Here is a 16,241-nt window from a genome sequence, read left to right as displayed (position 1 = left end):
CCCTGCTCCACCCGAGCAGGAACCTTTTCCCGTACGAGTGCTCCAGGAAGCCTTGTGCGAACGCTCACCCGGCTCGCGCGGCGCTCTCGCCGTGCGGGCCGTCGTGTTCGTAGCCGCGGTGGGCGTTCTCCGCGAGTCCCGTCAGATCGCCCGCCAGGGGGCGTCTCCCCGATGCCGGCGGCCCGCAGCTGCCGCTCGCCGACCACCTGCACGCCGAGCCCGGCGCGGCGGGCGCAACCTCCGTACGGCGGAGCCGAGTTGGGTGTCGTGGAACCTCGTGCCCGGCGGAGCGGGGGCGTCCTGACTCGGTGAGCCGCGACTCGAAGGCGGCCCCGTCGGCCGGGAGGGGGCGGAGGGCGCCGTGGCAGTGGTGGTCGACCAGGGCGGCCGGAGGCAGCTGCGCCGCGGGCGTCAGTAGCGCTCCCTCGTCGCCGCGGCCAGCTCGTCCGGAGTGTGCGCGGCGAACAGCTCGACCTCGGCCGCACGCACCGCCGCGAACGCCTCGAACAGCTCGTCGCCCATCGCCTCGCGCAGCACGGCCGAGCCGCGGAAGAGGTCCAGGGACTGCGGCAGCGAGGTGGGCAGACGCGGCTGCTCCTGGCCCGCCGGGTCGCCGGAGACCGGCTCGGGCAGGGTGGCGCCCGAGTCCAGGGCGGCCAGGCCCGCGGCGATCACCGAGCCGACCACGAGGTACGGGTTGGCCGCCGGGTCGAAGCACTTGACCTCGGCGTTGGCGGCGGCCGGGTCGTCGGGGGCGCCGGTGATGAAACGGAGCGCGGCTTCGCGGTTCTCCAGGCCCCAGCACTGGAACGCGCCGGCCCAGCGGGAGGGCTCCAGGCGGAGGTGGCTCGCGGGTGAGGGCGCGCCGACGGCGAGGAGTTCGGGCAGCGCCGCGAGGACCCCGGCGAGGAAGGACTCCGCGCGGCTCGTCATGCCGAAGGGCCCCTCACCGCCCGCGCACAGGTTCCGCTCGCCGTCCCAGAGGCTCAGGTGCAGATGCCGCCCGTTGCCCACCGTGCCGGGCGCGACGGCCGGGCCGAACGCGGGCGTCAGCCCGTGCGCCAGGGACACCGCCCGGATCGTCTCCCGCACCAGGACCGCCTCGTCCGCGGCGCGCACCGGGTCGGACGGCGCCACGGACACCTCGAACTGGCCCGGCGCGTACTCGGGATGGAGCTGCAGCACGTCGAGGCCCTGCGCGGCGAGGGCGGTGAGCAGCTCGTCGGCGTATGCGGACAGCTCGACGATGCGTGTCATCCCGTACGCGGGACCGGTCGCCGCCGGAGCGCCGTCGCGGGTGACCACCCACTCCGTCTCGAAGCCCATGCGCAGCCGAAGGCCGCGCTCGGCGGCCCGGTCGGCCATACGGCGGGCGAAGTGGCGCTGGCAGCCCCGGTAGCGGCGGCCGCCCTGGTCGAAGCGGTCGACCGGCGCCCAGGCCCAACCGGGCTGCCCCGCAAGGGCGGTGAGGCGGTCGAGGTCGGGCACGAGGCGCAGGTCGCCGTCGGGGCCGCCGGTGTGCCGGCTGGACGTCATGGAGTCGTCGACGAGGTACACGTCGAAGACGGGCGACATGCCGACGCCCCGCTCGGCGGCCGGCCCGAGCCGGGCGAGAGGTACGGCCTTGACGCGGGTGAGGCCCGCGTTGTCCACCCAGGTCAGGGCCACGCCGTGCACTCCGCGGGCGGTGAGCCGGGTGACCAGCGGGTCCGTGGACCGGGAGTGGTGGTCGGCGTGGGCGGCGTGGGCGGCGTGGTCGAGGGGCTCTGGGGTCTCCGGGGTCTCCGGTGAGCTGTCCATGGGGAGGCGCTACCCGGCTTCGGGCCCACGGGCACGCCCACTGGTCCGGTCGGGCGTGTCGGCCCGCCCGGTCCCGTACCCCCAACTCCCTTGACACTGCGGCTGGTTCACCTGAAATCGTGCTCCGTTCCGAGGGGGGCTCAGTGCAGCAGCCCTACGACCGTCTCCACGGTGTCGGCCTCGGCCGCCGGCTTGTCCTCGCGGTAGCGGACGACGCGGGCGAACCGCAGTGTGACGCCCTCCGGGTAGCGCGAGGAGCGCTGCACCCCGTCGAAGGCCACCTCCACGACCAGCTCGGGCCGCACCCGTACGACCCATCCGGACTCGTCGTCGCTCGCGTTCTCGTCCCGTACGGCGAGTTCCTGGAGGCGGCGGGTCTGCCAGTCGAGGAGGGCGTCGGTGAGGCCCTTGAAGGTCTTGCCGAGCATCGCGAACGTGCCGTCCGCGCGGCGCGCCCCCAGATGCAGGTTGGACAGCTTGCCGGTGCGCCGCCCGTGCCCCCACTCCGCGGCGAGGACCACCAGGTCGAGGGTGTGCACCGGCTTCACCTTGACCCAGGAGGCGCCTCGGCGGCCCGCGCTGTACGGGGCGTCCAGACCCTTGACGACCACGCCCTCGTGCCCGCGCGCGAGCGCCTGCTCGGCGAACTCCCTCGCCCCGGACCGGAGTTCGGGATCGGCCGGGTCCTCGACCACGAAGCGGCGCACCCGGCGCGGCTCCGGCGCGATCCGGGCCAGCTCGGCGTGCCGCTCGCGGGCGGGCAGGTCGAGCAGGTCGCGGCCGTCCACGGAGAGGAGGTCGAAGAAGACCGGGTACAGCGGGAGCGAGGCCTGCGCGCCCTCGACGTCGAGGCGGGAGCCGACGCGCCCCGCGATGTCCTGGAACGAGCGCGGCCGCCCCGTCTCGTCGAGGGCGATCACCTCCCCGTCGAGGACCGCCCTCGTGGATGCCAACTCCCTTGCCGCCGCAGTCACTTCGGGGAGTCTGGCGGTGATCTCGTCCAGCGTACGGGTGAAGATCCGTACGTCGTCGCCGGCGCGGTGCACCTGTACGCGGATGCCGTCCAGCTTCTCCTCGACCGCGCACGGGCCGAGCACGTCCAGGGCCTCGTCGACGTCCTGCGCCGTCTTCGCCAGCATCGGCAGGACCGGGCGGCCCACGTCGAGGCGGAACGCGTCGAGCGCCGCCGCCCCCTCGGCGACCAGCTGGCGGGCCACCACGTCGAGCCGGCCCGCGAGCATCACGGCGCGGCGCACCGCCTCGGGCTCCACTCCGGTCGCCGCGGCCATGCCTTCCACGGCGAGCGCGTCCAACGCGCCCTGGCGCAGCTCGCCGCCCAACAGGCCGAAGAGGAACCGCTGTTCGTCCTCCGTGGCCGCGTCGAGCAGGTCGTGCAGCAGGCGCTTCCGCTCGGCCTGCGCGCCCTTGCCTGCCACGGCGGCGATGCGGTCGAAGGTCTCGTGCAGGTGTTGAACCTCGATGGTGGGGGTCACGGCCGGGGGAGGGGGGTCCTTGAACGCGGTCCAACCGACGTTGATCTTGCGCTGCGGGAGCCGGCCGGAGAGATAGCTGACGACCAGGGGCGCCTCGTCCGGGGTCATTCCGCCGAACAGCTCCGCGAGGAGGGCCCGCTTTTGGGTACGGGAGGTGGTGGCGGTCAGCTCCCGGGAGGTTTTGGCCAGGTCGGCGAGCAGCATGAATTCATGGTCACCCAGGTGGTCCCGGCCCGCACTGTTGACTCGGGCGCCGGCCTTTTTTATCCCCTCCCCGCCCCTTCCCAAAAGTCCTCAGCGGACAGCCCCGGGGACTGCCGCCCCCGGACCCCTGCTTCGGGGCTGCCGCCCCCGGCCCCCCGCTTGGGGGCTGCCGCCCCTGGGCCCCGCTTGGGGGCTGCCGCCTCTGAACCCCGCTTGGGGGCTGCCGCCTCTGAACCCCGCTTTGGGGCTGCCGCCCCGGCCCCTTGCTTCGGGGCTCCGCCCTGGCCCCCGCCTTGGGATTGCTGCCCCTGGAACCCGCTTCGGGGCTCCGCACCGGCCCCCGCCTTGGGGCTGCTGCCACTGGACCTCACCACGGGCTCTGCCCTGGCCCCCGCTTCGGGGTTGCTGCCCCTGGACCCCACCACGGGGCTGCGCCCCGGACCCCGTTTCGGGGGCCAGCCCCCGGACCCCCGCTCCTCAAACGCCGGAGGGGCTGGAATTTGCGGGCTGGGGCTGGATTCACGTGCCCCGACAGGGGCGCGGGGAACTGCGCGAGCGGCCACGACGGTGCGGCGGTCGAAGTGACGGCCGGGGTCTGGGGCGGAGCTCTGAAGGCGTTCGCGGAGAAGGTGGGAGGGGCTGAGTTTGCCGGGGTGGGTGGGTTTTTGAGGGGCGCGGGGAACTGCGCGAGCGGCCACGACGGCGCGGCAGCCGAATGACGGCCGGGGTCCGGGCGCAGCCCCGAGTTGGGGTGGGTGGGTTATTGAGGGGCGCGGGGAACTGCGCGACCCGCCACGATGGTGCGGCAGTCGAAAAGACGGCCGGGGTCTGGGGCGGAGCCCCGGGTCGGGTCGGGGGGAGCCCCGAGTCGGGGGCCTGGGGGTCCCCCCGGGGCCGCCTGGGGGCAGCCCCCGGGGTGTCCGGCGAGGAGTTCGGGAAGGGGCGGGGTGGGGAAGAGCGCAGCGGGCCCAGGCCCAGGCGGTGTGGCAGCATCTGCGCATGGTTGCGCCTCGGCGGTACCGGCCGCTCGCAGTGGTTCTCGTCTGCCTCGGGCTGCTGCTGCTCAGCGGGTGCGGCGGAGGCGGAGGCGGTGGCGGAGTCTCGGTCGCCGCCACCCCCGACTGGGCCCGCGGCATGGCGACCGTACGCGCCGACGCCCTGCCCGCGCAGGCCCGCGAGACGTTGCGGCTGATCGACGACGGCGGGCCCTTCCCGTACGAGAAGGACGGCAGCGCCTTCGGGAACTTCGAGGGGGAGCTGCCGAAGCAGCCGCGCGGGCACTACCGCGAGTACACCGTCCGCACCCCCGGCGAGAGTGACCGCGGCGCCCGGCGGCTGGTCACCGGCAGGGACGGCGAGATCTACTACACCGACGACCACTACCAGACCTTCAAGGCGGTCCTGCGATGACGGAGCACACCCCGGGCCCCCTCGCCACCCTGCTCGGCGCCGCCCGTACGGCCGAACTGCCCGCCGTGGTCCTCGCGCTCGGCGGCGTCACCGACAAGGCCGCGTTCATGGAGCGCTGCGCCCGCGACCTGGACCTGCCCAACTGGTTCGGGCGGAACTGGGACGCGCTCGCCGACTCCCTCTCCGAACTCCCGCGCGGCACGCTCCTCGTGGTCCGCGGCTGGCAGCAGTACGCGGCCGCGAGACCCGAGGAGTGGGCCGTCGCGCAGGACGTGCTCACCGAGTCCGCGGGGGAGCGGCTCAGCGTGCTGCTCACCCTGGAGCCGGCCGGCCGCTGACTGACGCCTCGGGCGGGGGGTGGTTTGGAGGATCAGACGGCCGTTCCCCTCGTGCCCTGGAGGATCTGTCCGGGGAGTGGAAACGGTGCGTCATGGGAGAATGAAGTACGTGCGTTTTCCTCGGCTGACCTGCCCGAGGGTCAACTCCGAACGACTGGGATGTTCAGCACGTGCGCTTCCTCAACGACATCAAGCCGCCGTACGACCTCACGTACGACGATGTGTTCATGGTGCCGAGCCGCTCCGCCGTGGGTTCCCGGCAGGGCGTCGACCTCTCCGCCCCGGACGGCACGGGGACCACGATCCCGCTGGTCGTCGCCAACATGACCGCGATCGCCGGACGCCGCATGGCCGAGACCGTGGCCCGCCGCGGCGGCCTCGTCGTCATCCCCCAGGACATCCCGATCGAGGTCGTCACCGAGGTCATCTCCTGGGTCAAGACCCGGCACCACGTCCTGGACACCCCGATCACGCTCGCCCCGACGCAGACCGTCGCCGACGCCCTGTCGCTGATCCACAAGCGTGCGCACGGCGCCGGAGTCGTCGTCGACGCGGACCACCGCCCCGTCGGCGTCGTCACCGAGTCCGACCTGAACGGCGTCGACCGCTTCACCCAGCTCTCCGAGGTCATGTCGAAGGAGCTGCTGCTCATCGACGCCGACATCGACCCGCGCGAGGCCTTCAACAAGCTGGACGCAGGCCACCGCAAGGTCGCCCCCGCCGTGGACCAGGACGGCCGCCTCGTCGGCATCCTCACCCGCAAGGGCGCCCTGCGCGCCACGCTCTACACCCCGGCCGTGGACGGCAACAACAAGCTCCGCATCGCCGCCGCCGTCGGCATCAACGGCGATGTGGCGGGCAAGGCGCAGCAGCTGCTCGACGCCGGCGTGGACACCCTCGTCATCGACACGGCCCACGGCCACCAGGAGTCGATGATCGAGGCCATCCGCAAGGTGCGCGCGCTCGACCCGCAGGTGCCGATCGTCGCGGGCAACATCGTCGCCGCCGAGGGCGTCAAGGACCTCATCGACGCCGGCGCCGACATCATCAAGGTCGGCGTGGGCCCCGGCGCCATGTGCACCACGCGCATGATGACCGGCGTCGGCCGCCCGCAGTTCTCCGCCGTCCTGGAATGCGCCGCCGAGGCGAAGAAGTACGGCAAGCACGTCTGGGCCGACGGCGGCGTCCGGCACCCGCGCGACGTCGCCATGGCGCTCGCCGCCGGTGCGTCCAACGTCATGATCGGCTCCTGGTTCGCCGGGACGTACGAGTCCCCGGGCGACCTCCAGCAGGACGCCAACGGGCGGCAGTACAAGGAGTCCTTCGGCATGGCCTCGGCCCGCGCCGTGCGCAACCGCACCAGCGACGAGTCGGCGTACGACCGGGCCCGCAAGGCGCTCTTCGAGGAGGGCATCTCGACCTCGCGGATGTTCCTCGACCCGGCCCGCCCCGGCGTCGAGGACCTGATCGACTCGATCATCGCGGGCGTCCGCTCCTCCTGCACCTACGCGGGCGCGGGCTCCCTCGCCGAGTTCGAGGCGAACGCCGTCGTCGGCATCCAGTCCGCCGCCGGCTACGCGGAGGGCAAGCCGCTGCACGCCAGCTGGCAGTGACCTCGTAAGGCCTCCTGGAAGGCCTCGTAGAACGGCTTTCGCACGGCCCCGATCGTCTTCGGACGGTCGGGGCCGTGCGCGTTCCCGAGGGTGTCCACGATGTGGGAATGGTCACCTTCTTCCGGCGACCGAAAGCTGATGTGCAACGAACTCCCGTATTTTTCCGGGGTACGCAAGGATCTTGCCCGTATGCGCAAGGTTGCTTCATTACGCAAGTGAAGCCGTTCGCCCTAATGTCATCCGCTGTACTTCGTCTGGCGGTGACCGCCTGCTCGGTGGTCGCCCCGCTGCGGGCACCGCCGCGGTCGCTGCCGTCCTCCTCGCAGCGATCAAGGAGCCCCCCGTGCTCGACCAAGGCGCAGCCCCGCCGACGCAAGCGCCGCAGCGGCCCGGCCAGATGGGCCGGCTGATGCGTCGCAAGCCCGTAGAACTCCTGGTCGCCGAGGGTGGCAAGGGTGAGGGCGGCACGCTGAAGCGCTCGCTCTCCATGTGGCAGCTGACGATGATCAGCATCGGCGCGACCCTCGGCACCGGCATCTTCGTCGTCCTCGGCGAGGCCGTGCCCGCCGCCGGTCCCGCCGTCACGATCTCCTTCGTGATCGCCGGCCTCACGGCCCTCTTCTCCGCCCTCTCGTACGCGGAACTGGCGGGCACGATCCCGGTCTCCGGCTCCTCGTACTCGTATGCGTACGCAACGATGGGCGAGCTCGTCGCCTGGGTCTGCGGCTGGTGCCTCGTCCTGGAGTACGGCGTCTCCGTCGCGGCCGTCGCCGTCGGCTGGGGCGAGTACCTCAACGAGCTGCTCGCCGGCACGATCGGCTGGACGATCCCTGACATGTTCTCCGCGCCGCCCGGCGACGGCGGGATATTCAACCTGCCCGCGCTGATCGTGGTCCTGCTCGCCATGGCGTTCCTGCTCGGCGGCGCCAAGGAGTCGGCGCGCGCCAACACGATCATGGTCGTCGTGAAGATCGCGGCACTGCTGCTGTTCTGCGCCATCGGCATCCAGGGCTTCAAGTCCGGCAACTACGCCGACTTCATGCCGCTCGGCATGGCCGGAGTCAGCGCCGCGGGCGCCACCCTGTTCTTCTCGTACATCGGCTTCGACGCCGCCTCCACCGCAGGTGAGGAGGCCAAGAACCCGCAGCGGGACCTGCCGCGCGCGATCATGCTGTCGCTCGTCATCGTCACCGCGCTGTACGTCCTCGTCGCCGCCGTCGCCGTCGGCGCCCGCCCCTGGAAGGGCTTCACCGACTCCGAGGCCGCGCTCGCCGGGATCATGAAGGACGTCACCGGGCAGCCGTTCTGGGGCACCGTCCTCGCCGCCGGCGCCGTCATCGCCATCGCCAGCGTCGTCCTGACCGTGCTCTACGGCCAGACCCGCATCCTCTTCGCGATGTCCCGCGACGGCCTCGTGCCCAAGACGTTCTCCAAGGTCAGCCCGCGCACCGGCACGCCGCGGGTGAACACTGTGGTCGTCTCGCTGTTCTGCGGTGTGCTCGCCGCGGCCATCCCGCTCGGCGAGCTGGCCAACGCCACCAGCATCGGTACGCTCTTCGCCTTCGCCCTGGTCAACATCGCCGTCATCGTGCTGCGCCGCACCCGGCCCGAGATGAAGCGCACCTTCCGGGTGCCGCTCTCGCCGCTCTTCCCGCTGGTGGGCTTCGGCTTCTGCGTGTGGATGATGTTCAGCCTCGACGCGATCACCTGGGTCGTCTTCGGCGTGTGGATGGCCGTCGGCCTCGTGATCTACTTCGGGTACGGCCAGCGCCGCTCCCGCCTGCAGACACAGGGTGCGGACGACTCTGTCGCGGCCGTCAAGGAATCAGGTCAAGAGAAGTGAACCGCCCGCCGTGCTGAACGAACTCGATGAACGGATCGTGCACGCCCTCGCCGAGGACGCCCGCCGCTCCTTCGCGGACATCGGCCAGATCGTCGGCCTGTCCGCGCCGGCCGTGAAACGCCGCGTGGACCGGCTGCGGGCCACCGGGGCCATCACCGGATTCACCGTCCGGGTGGACCCGGCGGCGCTGGGGTGGGAGACCGAGGGGTTCATCGAGATCTACTGCCGGCGGAACACCTCGCCCGAGGCCATCAAGCGGGGCCTCGAGCGGTACCCGGAGATCGCGGCCGCCTCCACCGTCACCGGTGAGGCGGACGCGATCGTCCAGGTCTTCGCCTCCGACATGCGGCACTTCGAGCGGGTGCTTGAGCGGATCGCCGGGGAGCATTTTGTTGAGCGGACCAAGTCTGTGTTGGTGCTTTCGCCGCTGATGCGGAGGTTTTCCTCGGGGGCGCCTACGTAGGGCCCCCGGGCCCTTCGCCCCCCCCGGGCCCTTCGCCCCCTGGGCCCTTCGCCCCCTGGGCCCGCTCGCCCCTGTCTGGCGCTTCGCTTCTGCCGGCCCCTCGCCCCTGTCGGGCTGCTTCCTGTGGGGGCTTTCTTCTCCCCTCCCCGCCCCTTCCCGAAAGTCCTGCGGACAGCCCCGGGGCTGCGCCCCCGCCCCCGCTTCGGGGCTGTCGCCCCGCCCCCGCTCGGGGCTGTCGCCCCGCCCCCGTTCCGGGGCTGCGCCCCTGCTTCCGTTCCGGGGCTGCCGCCCCTGGGCCTTGCTTTGGGGCTGCCGCCCCGGGCCGCCGTCCTGGGGCTGCTGTCCCTGGGGTCTCATTTTGGGACTGCTGCCCCGGGCTGCCGTTCTGGGGCTGCTGTCCCTGGGCCTTGCTTTGGGGCTGTGCCCTTGCGTCTCGATCTCGGGGCTGCCGTTCCCGGGGGCTCGCTTTGGGGCTGCGCTCCGGGCTGTCGTTCTGGGGCTGCCGCTCCTGGGCCTTGCTTTGGGGCTGTGCCCTTGCGTCTCGATCTCGGGGCTGCCGCTCCCGGGGGCCCGCTTCGGGGCTGCCGTTCTGGGGCTGCTGTCCCTGGGCCTTGCTTTGGGGCTGCGCTCTCGCGTCTCGGTCTCGGGGCTGCCGTTCCCGGGGGCCCGTTTTGGGGCTGCGCTCCGGGCTGTCGTTCTGGGGCTGCTGCTCCCGGGCCTTGCTTTGGGGCTGTGCCCTTGCGTCTCGGTCTCGGGGCTGCCGTTCCCGGGGGCTCGCTTCGGGGTTCTGCCCAGTCCCCCGCTTCGGGGCTGCGCCCCAGGTCCCCGTTGCCTTTCGGCTGGCCCGTCGTCGTGGCTGGTCGCGCAGTTCCCCGCGCCCCTAAAAGACAGCCTCTCCGGCGTTTGAGGAGCGGGGGTCCGGGGGCTGGCCCCCGGTGCCGACGGCAGTCTTTCGGGAAGGGGTGGGGAGGGGAAAGACGAGGCCTTGCGCAACGAATCGCCGGGCTTGGCGGCAACCGCGCAACAGATACCCCGACAGCTCGCAACGGACGCGCCTTGTCCGTGCGACCCCGGCGACCGTAACGTCAATGCGTCCCCGCAACCCCTTCGTACCGCCGAGGTCTGCCCATGTCGTCGCCGCTGCGCACCGCCCTGCTCCAGAGCTCTGGACGGCCCGGTGACGTCGCGCAGAATCTGCGCATCCTGGAGGAGGCTGCCGGCCGGGCCGCCGATGCGGGGGCCGGGCTGCTCGTCGCCCCCGAGATGTACCTGACGGGGTACGCGATCGGCGACGACATCCCTCGGCTCGCCGAGCCCGCCGACGGCCCCTCCGCCGAGGCGATCGCGAAGATCGCCGCCCGCCACGGCCTCGCCGTGTTCTACGGCTACCCGGAGCGCGACGGGCAGCGCGTGTTCAACTCCGCGCAGGCCATCGGCCCCGACGGCACGCCCCTGCTCAACTACCGCAAGACCCACCTCTTCGGCTGCTTCGAGCAGGACCACTTCACGCCCGGCGACACCCCCGTCGTCCAGGCCGAGCTCGGCGGCCTCCGTATCGGCGCGCTGATCTGCTACGACGTGGAGTTCCCGGAGAACGTACGGGCGCACGCCCTCGCCGGGACCGACCTGCTGCTCGTGCCGACGGCGCAGATGCACCCGTTCCAGTTCGTCGCCGAGTCCCTCGTGCCGGTGCGCGCCTTCGAGAGCCAGATGTACGTGGCGTACGTCAACAGGACCGGCCCGGAAGGGGAGTTCGAGTTCGTCGGGCTGTCCACGCTCGCCGGGCCCGACGGCATCGCCAAGGCGCGGGCCGGGCGTGGCGAGGAGCTGGTGTTCGGCGACGTCGACCCCGAGTTCCTGGCCGAGTCGCGCGCCGGCAACGCGTATCTGCGGGACCGCCGCCCCGGCCTGTACGCCCCCCTCGCCCGCTGACGCGCGCGCAGGCACCCCTCCCCGAACCACTTTCAGTACCGCAGCAAGGAGTCCCCACCCCATGACGTCCACGGTGCCCAACGCCGTCCAGCACACCGACGTGCAGCAGCCGCCGATCACCATGTTCGGGCCGGACTTCCCCTTCGCGTACGACGACTTCCTCGGGCACGCCGCCGGGCTCGGCCAGATACCCGCGACCGAGCACGGCCAGGAGGTCGCCGTCATCGGTGGCGGGCTCTCCGGCATCGTCGCCGCGTACGAGCTGATGAAGATGGGCCTGAAGCCCGTCGTGTACGAGGCCGACCAGATCGGCGGGCGGCTGCGGACCGTGGACTTCCCAGGTACGGACACCGACCTGACCGCCGAGATGGGCGCCATGCGGTTCCCGCCGTCCTCCACCGCGCTGCAGCACTACATCGACCTGGTGGGCCTGACCACCAAGCCGTTCCCGAACCCGCTCGCGCCCGACACCCCGTCGACCGTCGTCGACCTCAAGGGCGAGTCGCACTACGCGGAGACCGTCGACGACCTGCCGCAGGTGTACCGGGACGTCATGCACGCCTGGAACGCCTGCCTGGAGGAGGGCGCCGACTTCTCCGACATGAACCGCGCCCTCAGGGAACGCGATGTTCCGCGGATCCGGGAGATCTGGTCGAAGCTTGTCGAGAAGCTCGACAACCAGACCTTCTACGGCTTCCTCTGCGAGTCCGAGGCGTTCAAGTCGTTCCGGCACCGCGAGATCTTCGGCCAGGTCGGCTTCGGCACCGGCGGCTGGGACACCGACTTCCCCAACTCCATCCTGGAGATCCTCCGCGTCGTCTACACCGAGGCGGACGACCACCACCGCGGCATCGTCGGCGGCAGCCAGCAGCTCCCGCTCCGGCTCTGGGAGCGCGAGCCGCAGAAGATCGTGCACTGGGCGCAGGGGACCTCCCTGTCCTCCCTGCACGACGGCGCCCCGCGCCCGGCCGTGACCCGGCTGCACCGCACCGCCGGCAACCGCATCACCGTCACGGACGCCTCCGGCGACATCCGTACGTACCGGGCGGCGATCTTCACCGCGCAGTCCTGGATGCTGCTCTCGAAGATCGAGTGCGACGACTCGCTCTTCCCGATCGACCACTGGACCGCCATCGAGCGCACCCACTACATGGAGAGCTCCAAGCTCTTCGTGCCCGTCGATCGGCCGTTCTGGCTGGACAAGGACGAGGTCACCGGGCGTGACGTCATGTCGATGACGCTCACCGACCGGATGACCCGCGGCACCTACCTCCTCGACGACGGCCCGGACAAGCCCGCCGTCATCTGCCTCTCGTACACGTGGTGCGACGACAGCCTGAAGTGGCTGCCGCTGTCCGCGAACGAGCGGATGGACGTCATGCTGAAGTCGCTCGGCGAGATCTATCCGAACGTCGACATCCGCAAGCACATCATCGGCAACCCGGTGACCGTGTCCTGGGAGAACGAGCCCTACTTCATGGGCGCGTTCAAGGCGAACCTGCCGGGCCACTACCGCTACCAGCGCCGCCTGTTCACCCACTTCATGCAGGACCGCCTGCCCGAGGAGAAGCGCGGCATCTACCTCGCCGGCGACGACATCTCCTGGACGGCCGGCTGGGCCGAGGGTGCCGTCACCACCGCGCTCAACGCCGTGTGGGGCGTCATGCACCAGTTCGGCGGCGCGACGGACGCGACCAACCCCGGTCCGGGCGACGTGTACGACGAGATCGCTCCGGTCGAGCTGCCGGAGGACTGACGGGGGACCGGGGGAGGGGCTTCGCCCCTCCCCCGGGTCTCAGATGGGTCTCAGACGCCCGCCGCCCGCGCCGCCTCGTACACCGCCGCCGCGACGTCCGTCAGCTCCTGCGCGTCGCGGGTCTGCCCCTGTAGTTCGAGGAAGAACTCCTCGATCCCGGTGGCCTCCACATGCGCCGCGAGATCCTCGACGATCTGCTCGACGCTGCCCTGGAACGGCCGCCGCCCGTCACCCTCGTAGGGCTCGGGGCTGTACGTCGCGTTCGCGCGCACCGTCACCGCGATGGGGCGCTCGCGGCCGGTCGTGGCGGCCAGGTCCTGCAACTGCTTCCAGGACTCGGCCAGTTGGCTGGCCCCCATCGCGACGGGCATCCAGCCGTCCGCCCGCTCGACCAGGCGGCGGGCGGAGCGCGGCCCGTTCGCGGGCAGGTGCACGGGGATCGGCCGGGCCGGCTTCGGGCCGACCGCCGAGGGCGCGATCCGGGTCCACTCGCCCTCGTACGCGACCGGGTCGGGGCCCCACACCGCCCGGCACACGTCGAGCGTCTCGTCGAGGACGGCGCCGCGCCGCTCGAAGGGGGCCAGGCCCTGCGCCGCGTACTCGTCGTGGGACCAGCCGGTGCCGAGCCCGGCGACGACGCGGCCGCCGCTCACCGCGTCCAACGTGCCGAGCGTACGGGCGAGTTGGAAGGGGAGGTGCAGCGGTGCGACCAGGACGCTGGTGCCGAGCCTGGCCCGTTCGGTGGCGGCTGCGGCGAGCGTCAGGGAGACCAGCGGATCGGCCACCGAGCGGTACTGTTCGGGCCACGGCAGCCCGTCGATCCCGTACAGGCCCTGGGTCACGGGGGTCGGGAACAGCACCCGCTCGAAGACCCACAGGCTCTCGTACCCGATCTCTTCCGCGGCCTTCGCCACCGCGGGGACGTCGCGTCCGATGTCGTACTGCCTCATCTGCGGAAGGCCGAGTCCAAGCCTGGTCGCCATCTGCTGCGCCTCCTGTACGGTCCCGGGGCGGCCGGCCCGCGGTTCCGGACCGTCGGCCCGGCGGGGCGGCCGGTGTCCCGTACAGCTAACGCTTCGCGGGCGGTCAGCGCCAGGGGGTCAGCAGACAGCGGCCGACGAGGCCCACGCCGGCGTCGGTGCGCCGGCTGAACTCGGCGGCGAGATCGGGCAGTTCACGCAGCGACCAGAGCACCCGCGCCGCCGACCAGGCCGTGTCCCTGGCCCGCTCCAGGGACCAGACGCCGAGCAGATGCGCGAGCGGATCGGTCACGTGCAGCAGGTCGGGGCCCGGCGCGAGGTCCTCGACGATCCGCTCCTCCAGGGCGAGCAGCCGGTCCCCGACGCGCTCGAACTCGCCCTCCACGGCGGCCGGTTCGCAGCCCAGGGCGAGGCAGGCGTCGACGACGGCGAGCGGCAGGTCGTGCCCGACGTGCGCGTTGATCCCGGCGAGCCCGAACTGCAGCGGCCGTACGCCGGGGTGGCGCCGGAACTGGAACAGCGGGCGCCAGGCGGCCGGGGGCCGATGGCCGCCGCGGACCGTCTCGCGGGCCGCGAAGTACCGCTCGGCCAGGCGGGTTTCGAGCGCGGAGGCGGTGGGGGCGGCGGGTTCCCCGGCCACCGCCAGGTAGGCGCGGTGGAACACGGCGGCCCCGTCCGGGTGCGGCCGGTCCGCGTCCGGGGCCCGCGTCTGCGCGAGCACCCGGTCCGCCCCGGCGGCCCCGGGCCGCGCCTCGACCGTCACGGTCCCGATCTGTCCCGTCAGCGCCATGCACGCAGCGTGACAGGCCGAGCCGGAACCACGGCCGACCGAGACGCGAGCTTCCCCGAAACGGGGTAACGACCGGCCGGAATCCCGGGTTTGGACCTCGTACGGGACGGAACTGTGCGTGACGAAACGGGGCGGGCTACTTCTTGGACGCGTTCCCGTCGGCGCCCGTGCCCGTGCCCGTGCTCATGTCTGCGCCCGCGTCCGCGTCCGCGTCCGTGTCGTACCGCGACGTGCCCTCGTCGAGCAGCGGCTCCTGCGTCTTGAGGTGGGCCGGGGCCATGGCGCGCAGCGCGTGGTAGCCGGTGATGACGACGAGGGTGCCGAGCGCGATACCGCTCAGCTCGAACGTGTCGGTGAACTTCATGGACACGTTGCCGACGCCGATGATGATGCCCGCGGCCGCCGGCACCAGGTTCAGCGGATTGCGCAGGTCCACCTTGGCGTTGATCCAGATCTGCGCGCCCAGCAGGCCGATCATCCCGTACAGGATCACGGTGATGCCGCCGAGGACGCCGCCCGGGATGGCCGCCACGACCGCGCCGAACTTCGGGCACAGGCCGAAGAGGAGCGCGAAGCCGGCGGCGGCCCAGTACGCGGCCGTGGAGTAGACGCGGGTCGCGGCCATCACGCCGATGTTCTCGGAGTACGTGGTGTTGGGCGGGCCGCCGACCGCGGTGGACAGCATCGAGCCGACGCCGTCGGCGGAGATCGCGGTGCCGAGCTTGGAGTCCAGGTTGTCGCCGGTCATCTCGCCGACGGCCTTCACATGCCCCGCGTTCTCGGCGATCAGGGCGATCACGACGGGCAGCGCCACGAGGATCGCGGACCACTCGAAGCTCGGCGCGTGGAAGGACGGAAGCCCGAACCAGTCGGCCTTGCCGACGCCGGACAGGTCGAGCCGCCAGTGGTCGACGGCCTCGGCGCCGCCCGCCGGGGAGTGGATCTTGCCGAAGATCCGGTCGAAGAGCCAGGAGATCCCGTACCCGAAGATCAGGCCCAGGAAGATCGCGATCCGGGAGAAGAAGCCGCGCAGGCAGACCACGGCCAGGCCGGTGAAGAGCATCACGAGCAGCGCGGTCCACTGGTCCTGCGGCCAGTACGTGGTGGCCGTGACCGGGGCCAGGTTGAAGCCGATCAGCATCACCACGGCGCCCGTGACGATCGGCGGCATCGTGGCGTGGATGATCCGCGCCCCGAACTTCTGCACGGCCAGGCCCGCCAGGAACAGGACCGCGCCGACCACGAACACCGCACCGGTGACGCTCGCGCTCGACCCGCCCTGCGCCCGGATCACCGCGGCCACGCCCACGAACGACAGCGAACAGCCCAGGTACGACGGGACGGTGCCGCGGGTCGCGAGCAGGAAGATGACCGTGGAGACGCCGGACATCATGATCGCCAGATTGGGGTCGAGCCCCATCAGGACGGGCGCCACGAACGACGCACCGAACATCGCGACCACGTGCTGCGCCCCGAGCCCGACCGTGCGCGGCCAGGAGAGCCGCTCGTCGGGGCGGACCACGGCGCCGGGTGCGGGGGTGCGGCCATCGCCGTGGAGTGACCAGCGGACGCCGAGGTTCATGGCCGGAATTCACTTTCTGTACATGGATTGAGCTCGG

The 16,241-nt window shown here is 72.1% G+C and carries 12 protein-coding genes; 7 read left to right on the top strand and 5 right to left on the bottom strand.

Features of this window, described 5'->3' with window-relative positions; genetic code table 11:
- Positions 1-411: 411 nt before the first annotated feature.
- Positions 412-1,800, bottom strand: a complete 1,389-nt coding sequence (locus QIS96_RS22680) for a type I glutamate--ammonia ligase (protein WP_282544535.1) — start codon at positions 1,798-1,800, stop codon at positions 412-414.
- Positions 1,801-1,940: 140 nt separating this feature from the next.
- Positions 1,941-3,497 (bottom strand): ATP-dependent DNA ligase, encoded by a 1,557-nt coding sequence (locus QIS96_RS22675; protein WP_282544534.1) that lies wholly within the window; start codon positions 3,495-3,497, stop codon positions 1,941-1,943.
- A 999-nt stretch (positions 3,498-4,496) separates the two neighbouring features.
- Between QIS96_RS22675 and QIS96_RS22670 the strand changes: the two genes are divergently transcribed.
- The 7 genes from QIS96_RS22670 to QIS96_RS22640 all read left to right on the top strand — a co-directional run bounded on the left by QIS96_RS22670 (position 4,497) and on the right by QIS96_RS22640 (position 12,852).
- Entirely contained in the window at positions 4,497-4,907 is a 411-nt protein-coding gene (locus QIS96_RS22670; protein ID WP_282544533.1) for a ribonuclease domain-containing protein, read from the top strand.
- Positions 4,904-5,245, top strand: a complete 342-nt coding sequence (locus QIS96_RS22665) for a barstar family protein (RefSeq protein WP_282544532.1) — start codon at positions 4,904-4,906, stop codon at positions 5,243-5,245. Before QIS96_RS22670 ends, QIS96_RS22665 begins: the two co-directional genes overlap by 4 nt.
- A gap of 170 nt (positions 5,246-5,415) precedes the next feature.
- Complete coding sequence (locus QIS96_RS22660; RefSeq protein WP_282544531.1) at positions 5,416-6,858, top strand: GuaB1 family IMP dehydrogenase-related protein; 1,443 nt, start codon at positions 5,416-5,418, stop codon at positions 6,856-6,858.
- 343 nt (positions 6,859-7,201) lie between these two features.
- Positions 7,202-8,701: an amino acid permease gene (locus QIS96_RS22655; RefSeq protein WP_282544530.1), complete on the top strand. Its 1,500-nt coding sequence runs from the start codon at positions 7,202-7,204 to the stop codon at positions 8,699-8,701.
- Between the two features lie 10 nt (positions 8,702-8,711).
- Positions 8,712-9,164: an Lrp/AsnC family transcriptional regulator gene (locus QIS96_RS22650; protein WP_282544529.1), complete on the top strand. Its 453-nt coding sequence runs from the start codon at positions 8,712-8,714 to the stop codon at positions 9,162-9,164.
- A gap of 1,128 nt (positions 9,165-10,292) precedes the next feature.
- Complete coding sequence (locus tag QIS96_RS22645) at positions 10,293-11,096, top strand: carbon-nitrogen hydrolase family protein (protein ID WP_282544528.1); 804 nt, start codon at positions 10,293-10,295, stop codon at positions 11,094-11,096.
- A gap of 61 nt (positions 11,097-11,157) precedes the next feature.
- Complete coding sequence (locus tag QIS96_RS22640) at positions 11,158-12,852, top strand: flavin monoamine oxidase family protein (RefSeq protein ID WP_282544527.1); 1,695 nt, start codon at positions 11,158-11,160, stop codon at positions 12,850-12,852.
- A gap of 50 nt (positions 12,853-12,902) precedes the next feature.
- Here the strand turns inward: QIS96_RS22640 and QIS96_RS22635 are convergent, their stop codons facing one another.
- The 3 genes from QIS96_RS22635 to QIS96_RS22625 all read right to left on the bottom strand — a co-directional run bounded on the left by QIS96_RS22635 (position 12,903) and on the right by QIS96_RS22625 (position 16,204).
- Positions 12,903-13,835 (bottom strand): LLM class F420-dependent oxidoreductase, encoded by a 933-nt coding sequence (locus QIS96_RS22635; RefSeq protein ID WP_282544526.1) that lies wholly within the window; start codon positions 13,833-13,835, stop codon positions 12,903-12,905.
- 103 nt (positions 13,836-13,938) lie between these two features.
- Positions 13,939-14,622 (bottom strand): DUF5995 family protein, encoded by a 684-nt coding sequence (locus tag QIS96_RS22630; RefSeq protein ID WP_282544525.1) that lies wholly within the window; start codon positions 14,620-14,622, stop codon positions 13,939-13,941.
- Positions 14,623-14,758: 136 nt separating this feature from the next.
- On the bottom strand, positions 14,759-16,204 hold the full coding sequence (locus tag QIS96_RS22625; RefSeq protein ID WP_282544524.1) for a uracil-xanthine permease family protein: 1,446 nt from the start codon (positions 16,202-16,204) through the stop codon (positions 14,759-14,761).
- Positions 16,205-16,241: the final 37 nt, after the last annotated feature.

This window comes from Streptomyces cavernicola (genome assembly GCF_029968035.1).
In the GTDB taxonomy this organism is placed as follows: Bacteria; Actinomycetota; Actinomycetes; order Streptomycetales; family Streptomycetaceae; genus Streptomyces; species Streptomyces cavernicola.
The sequence above is the reverse complement of the archived record's forward strand: the minus strand, read 5'-3'. Positions and strand labels throughout refer to the sequence as shown.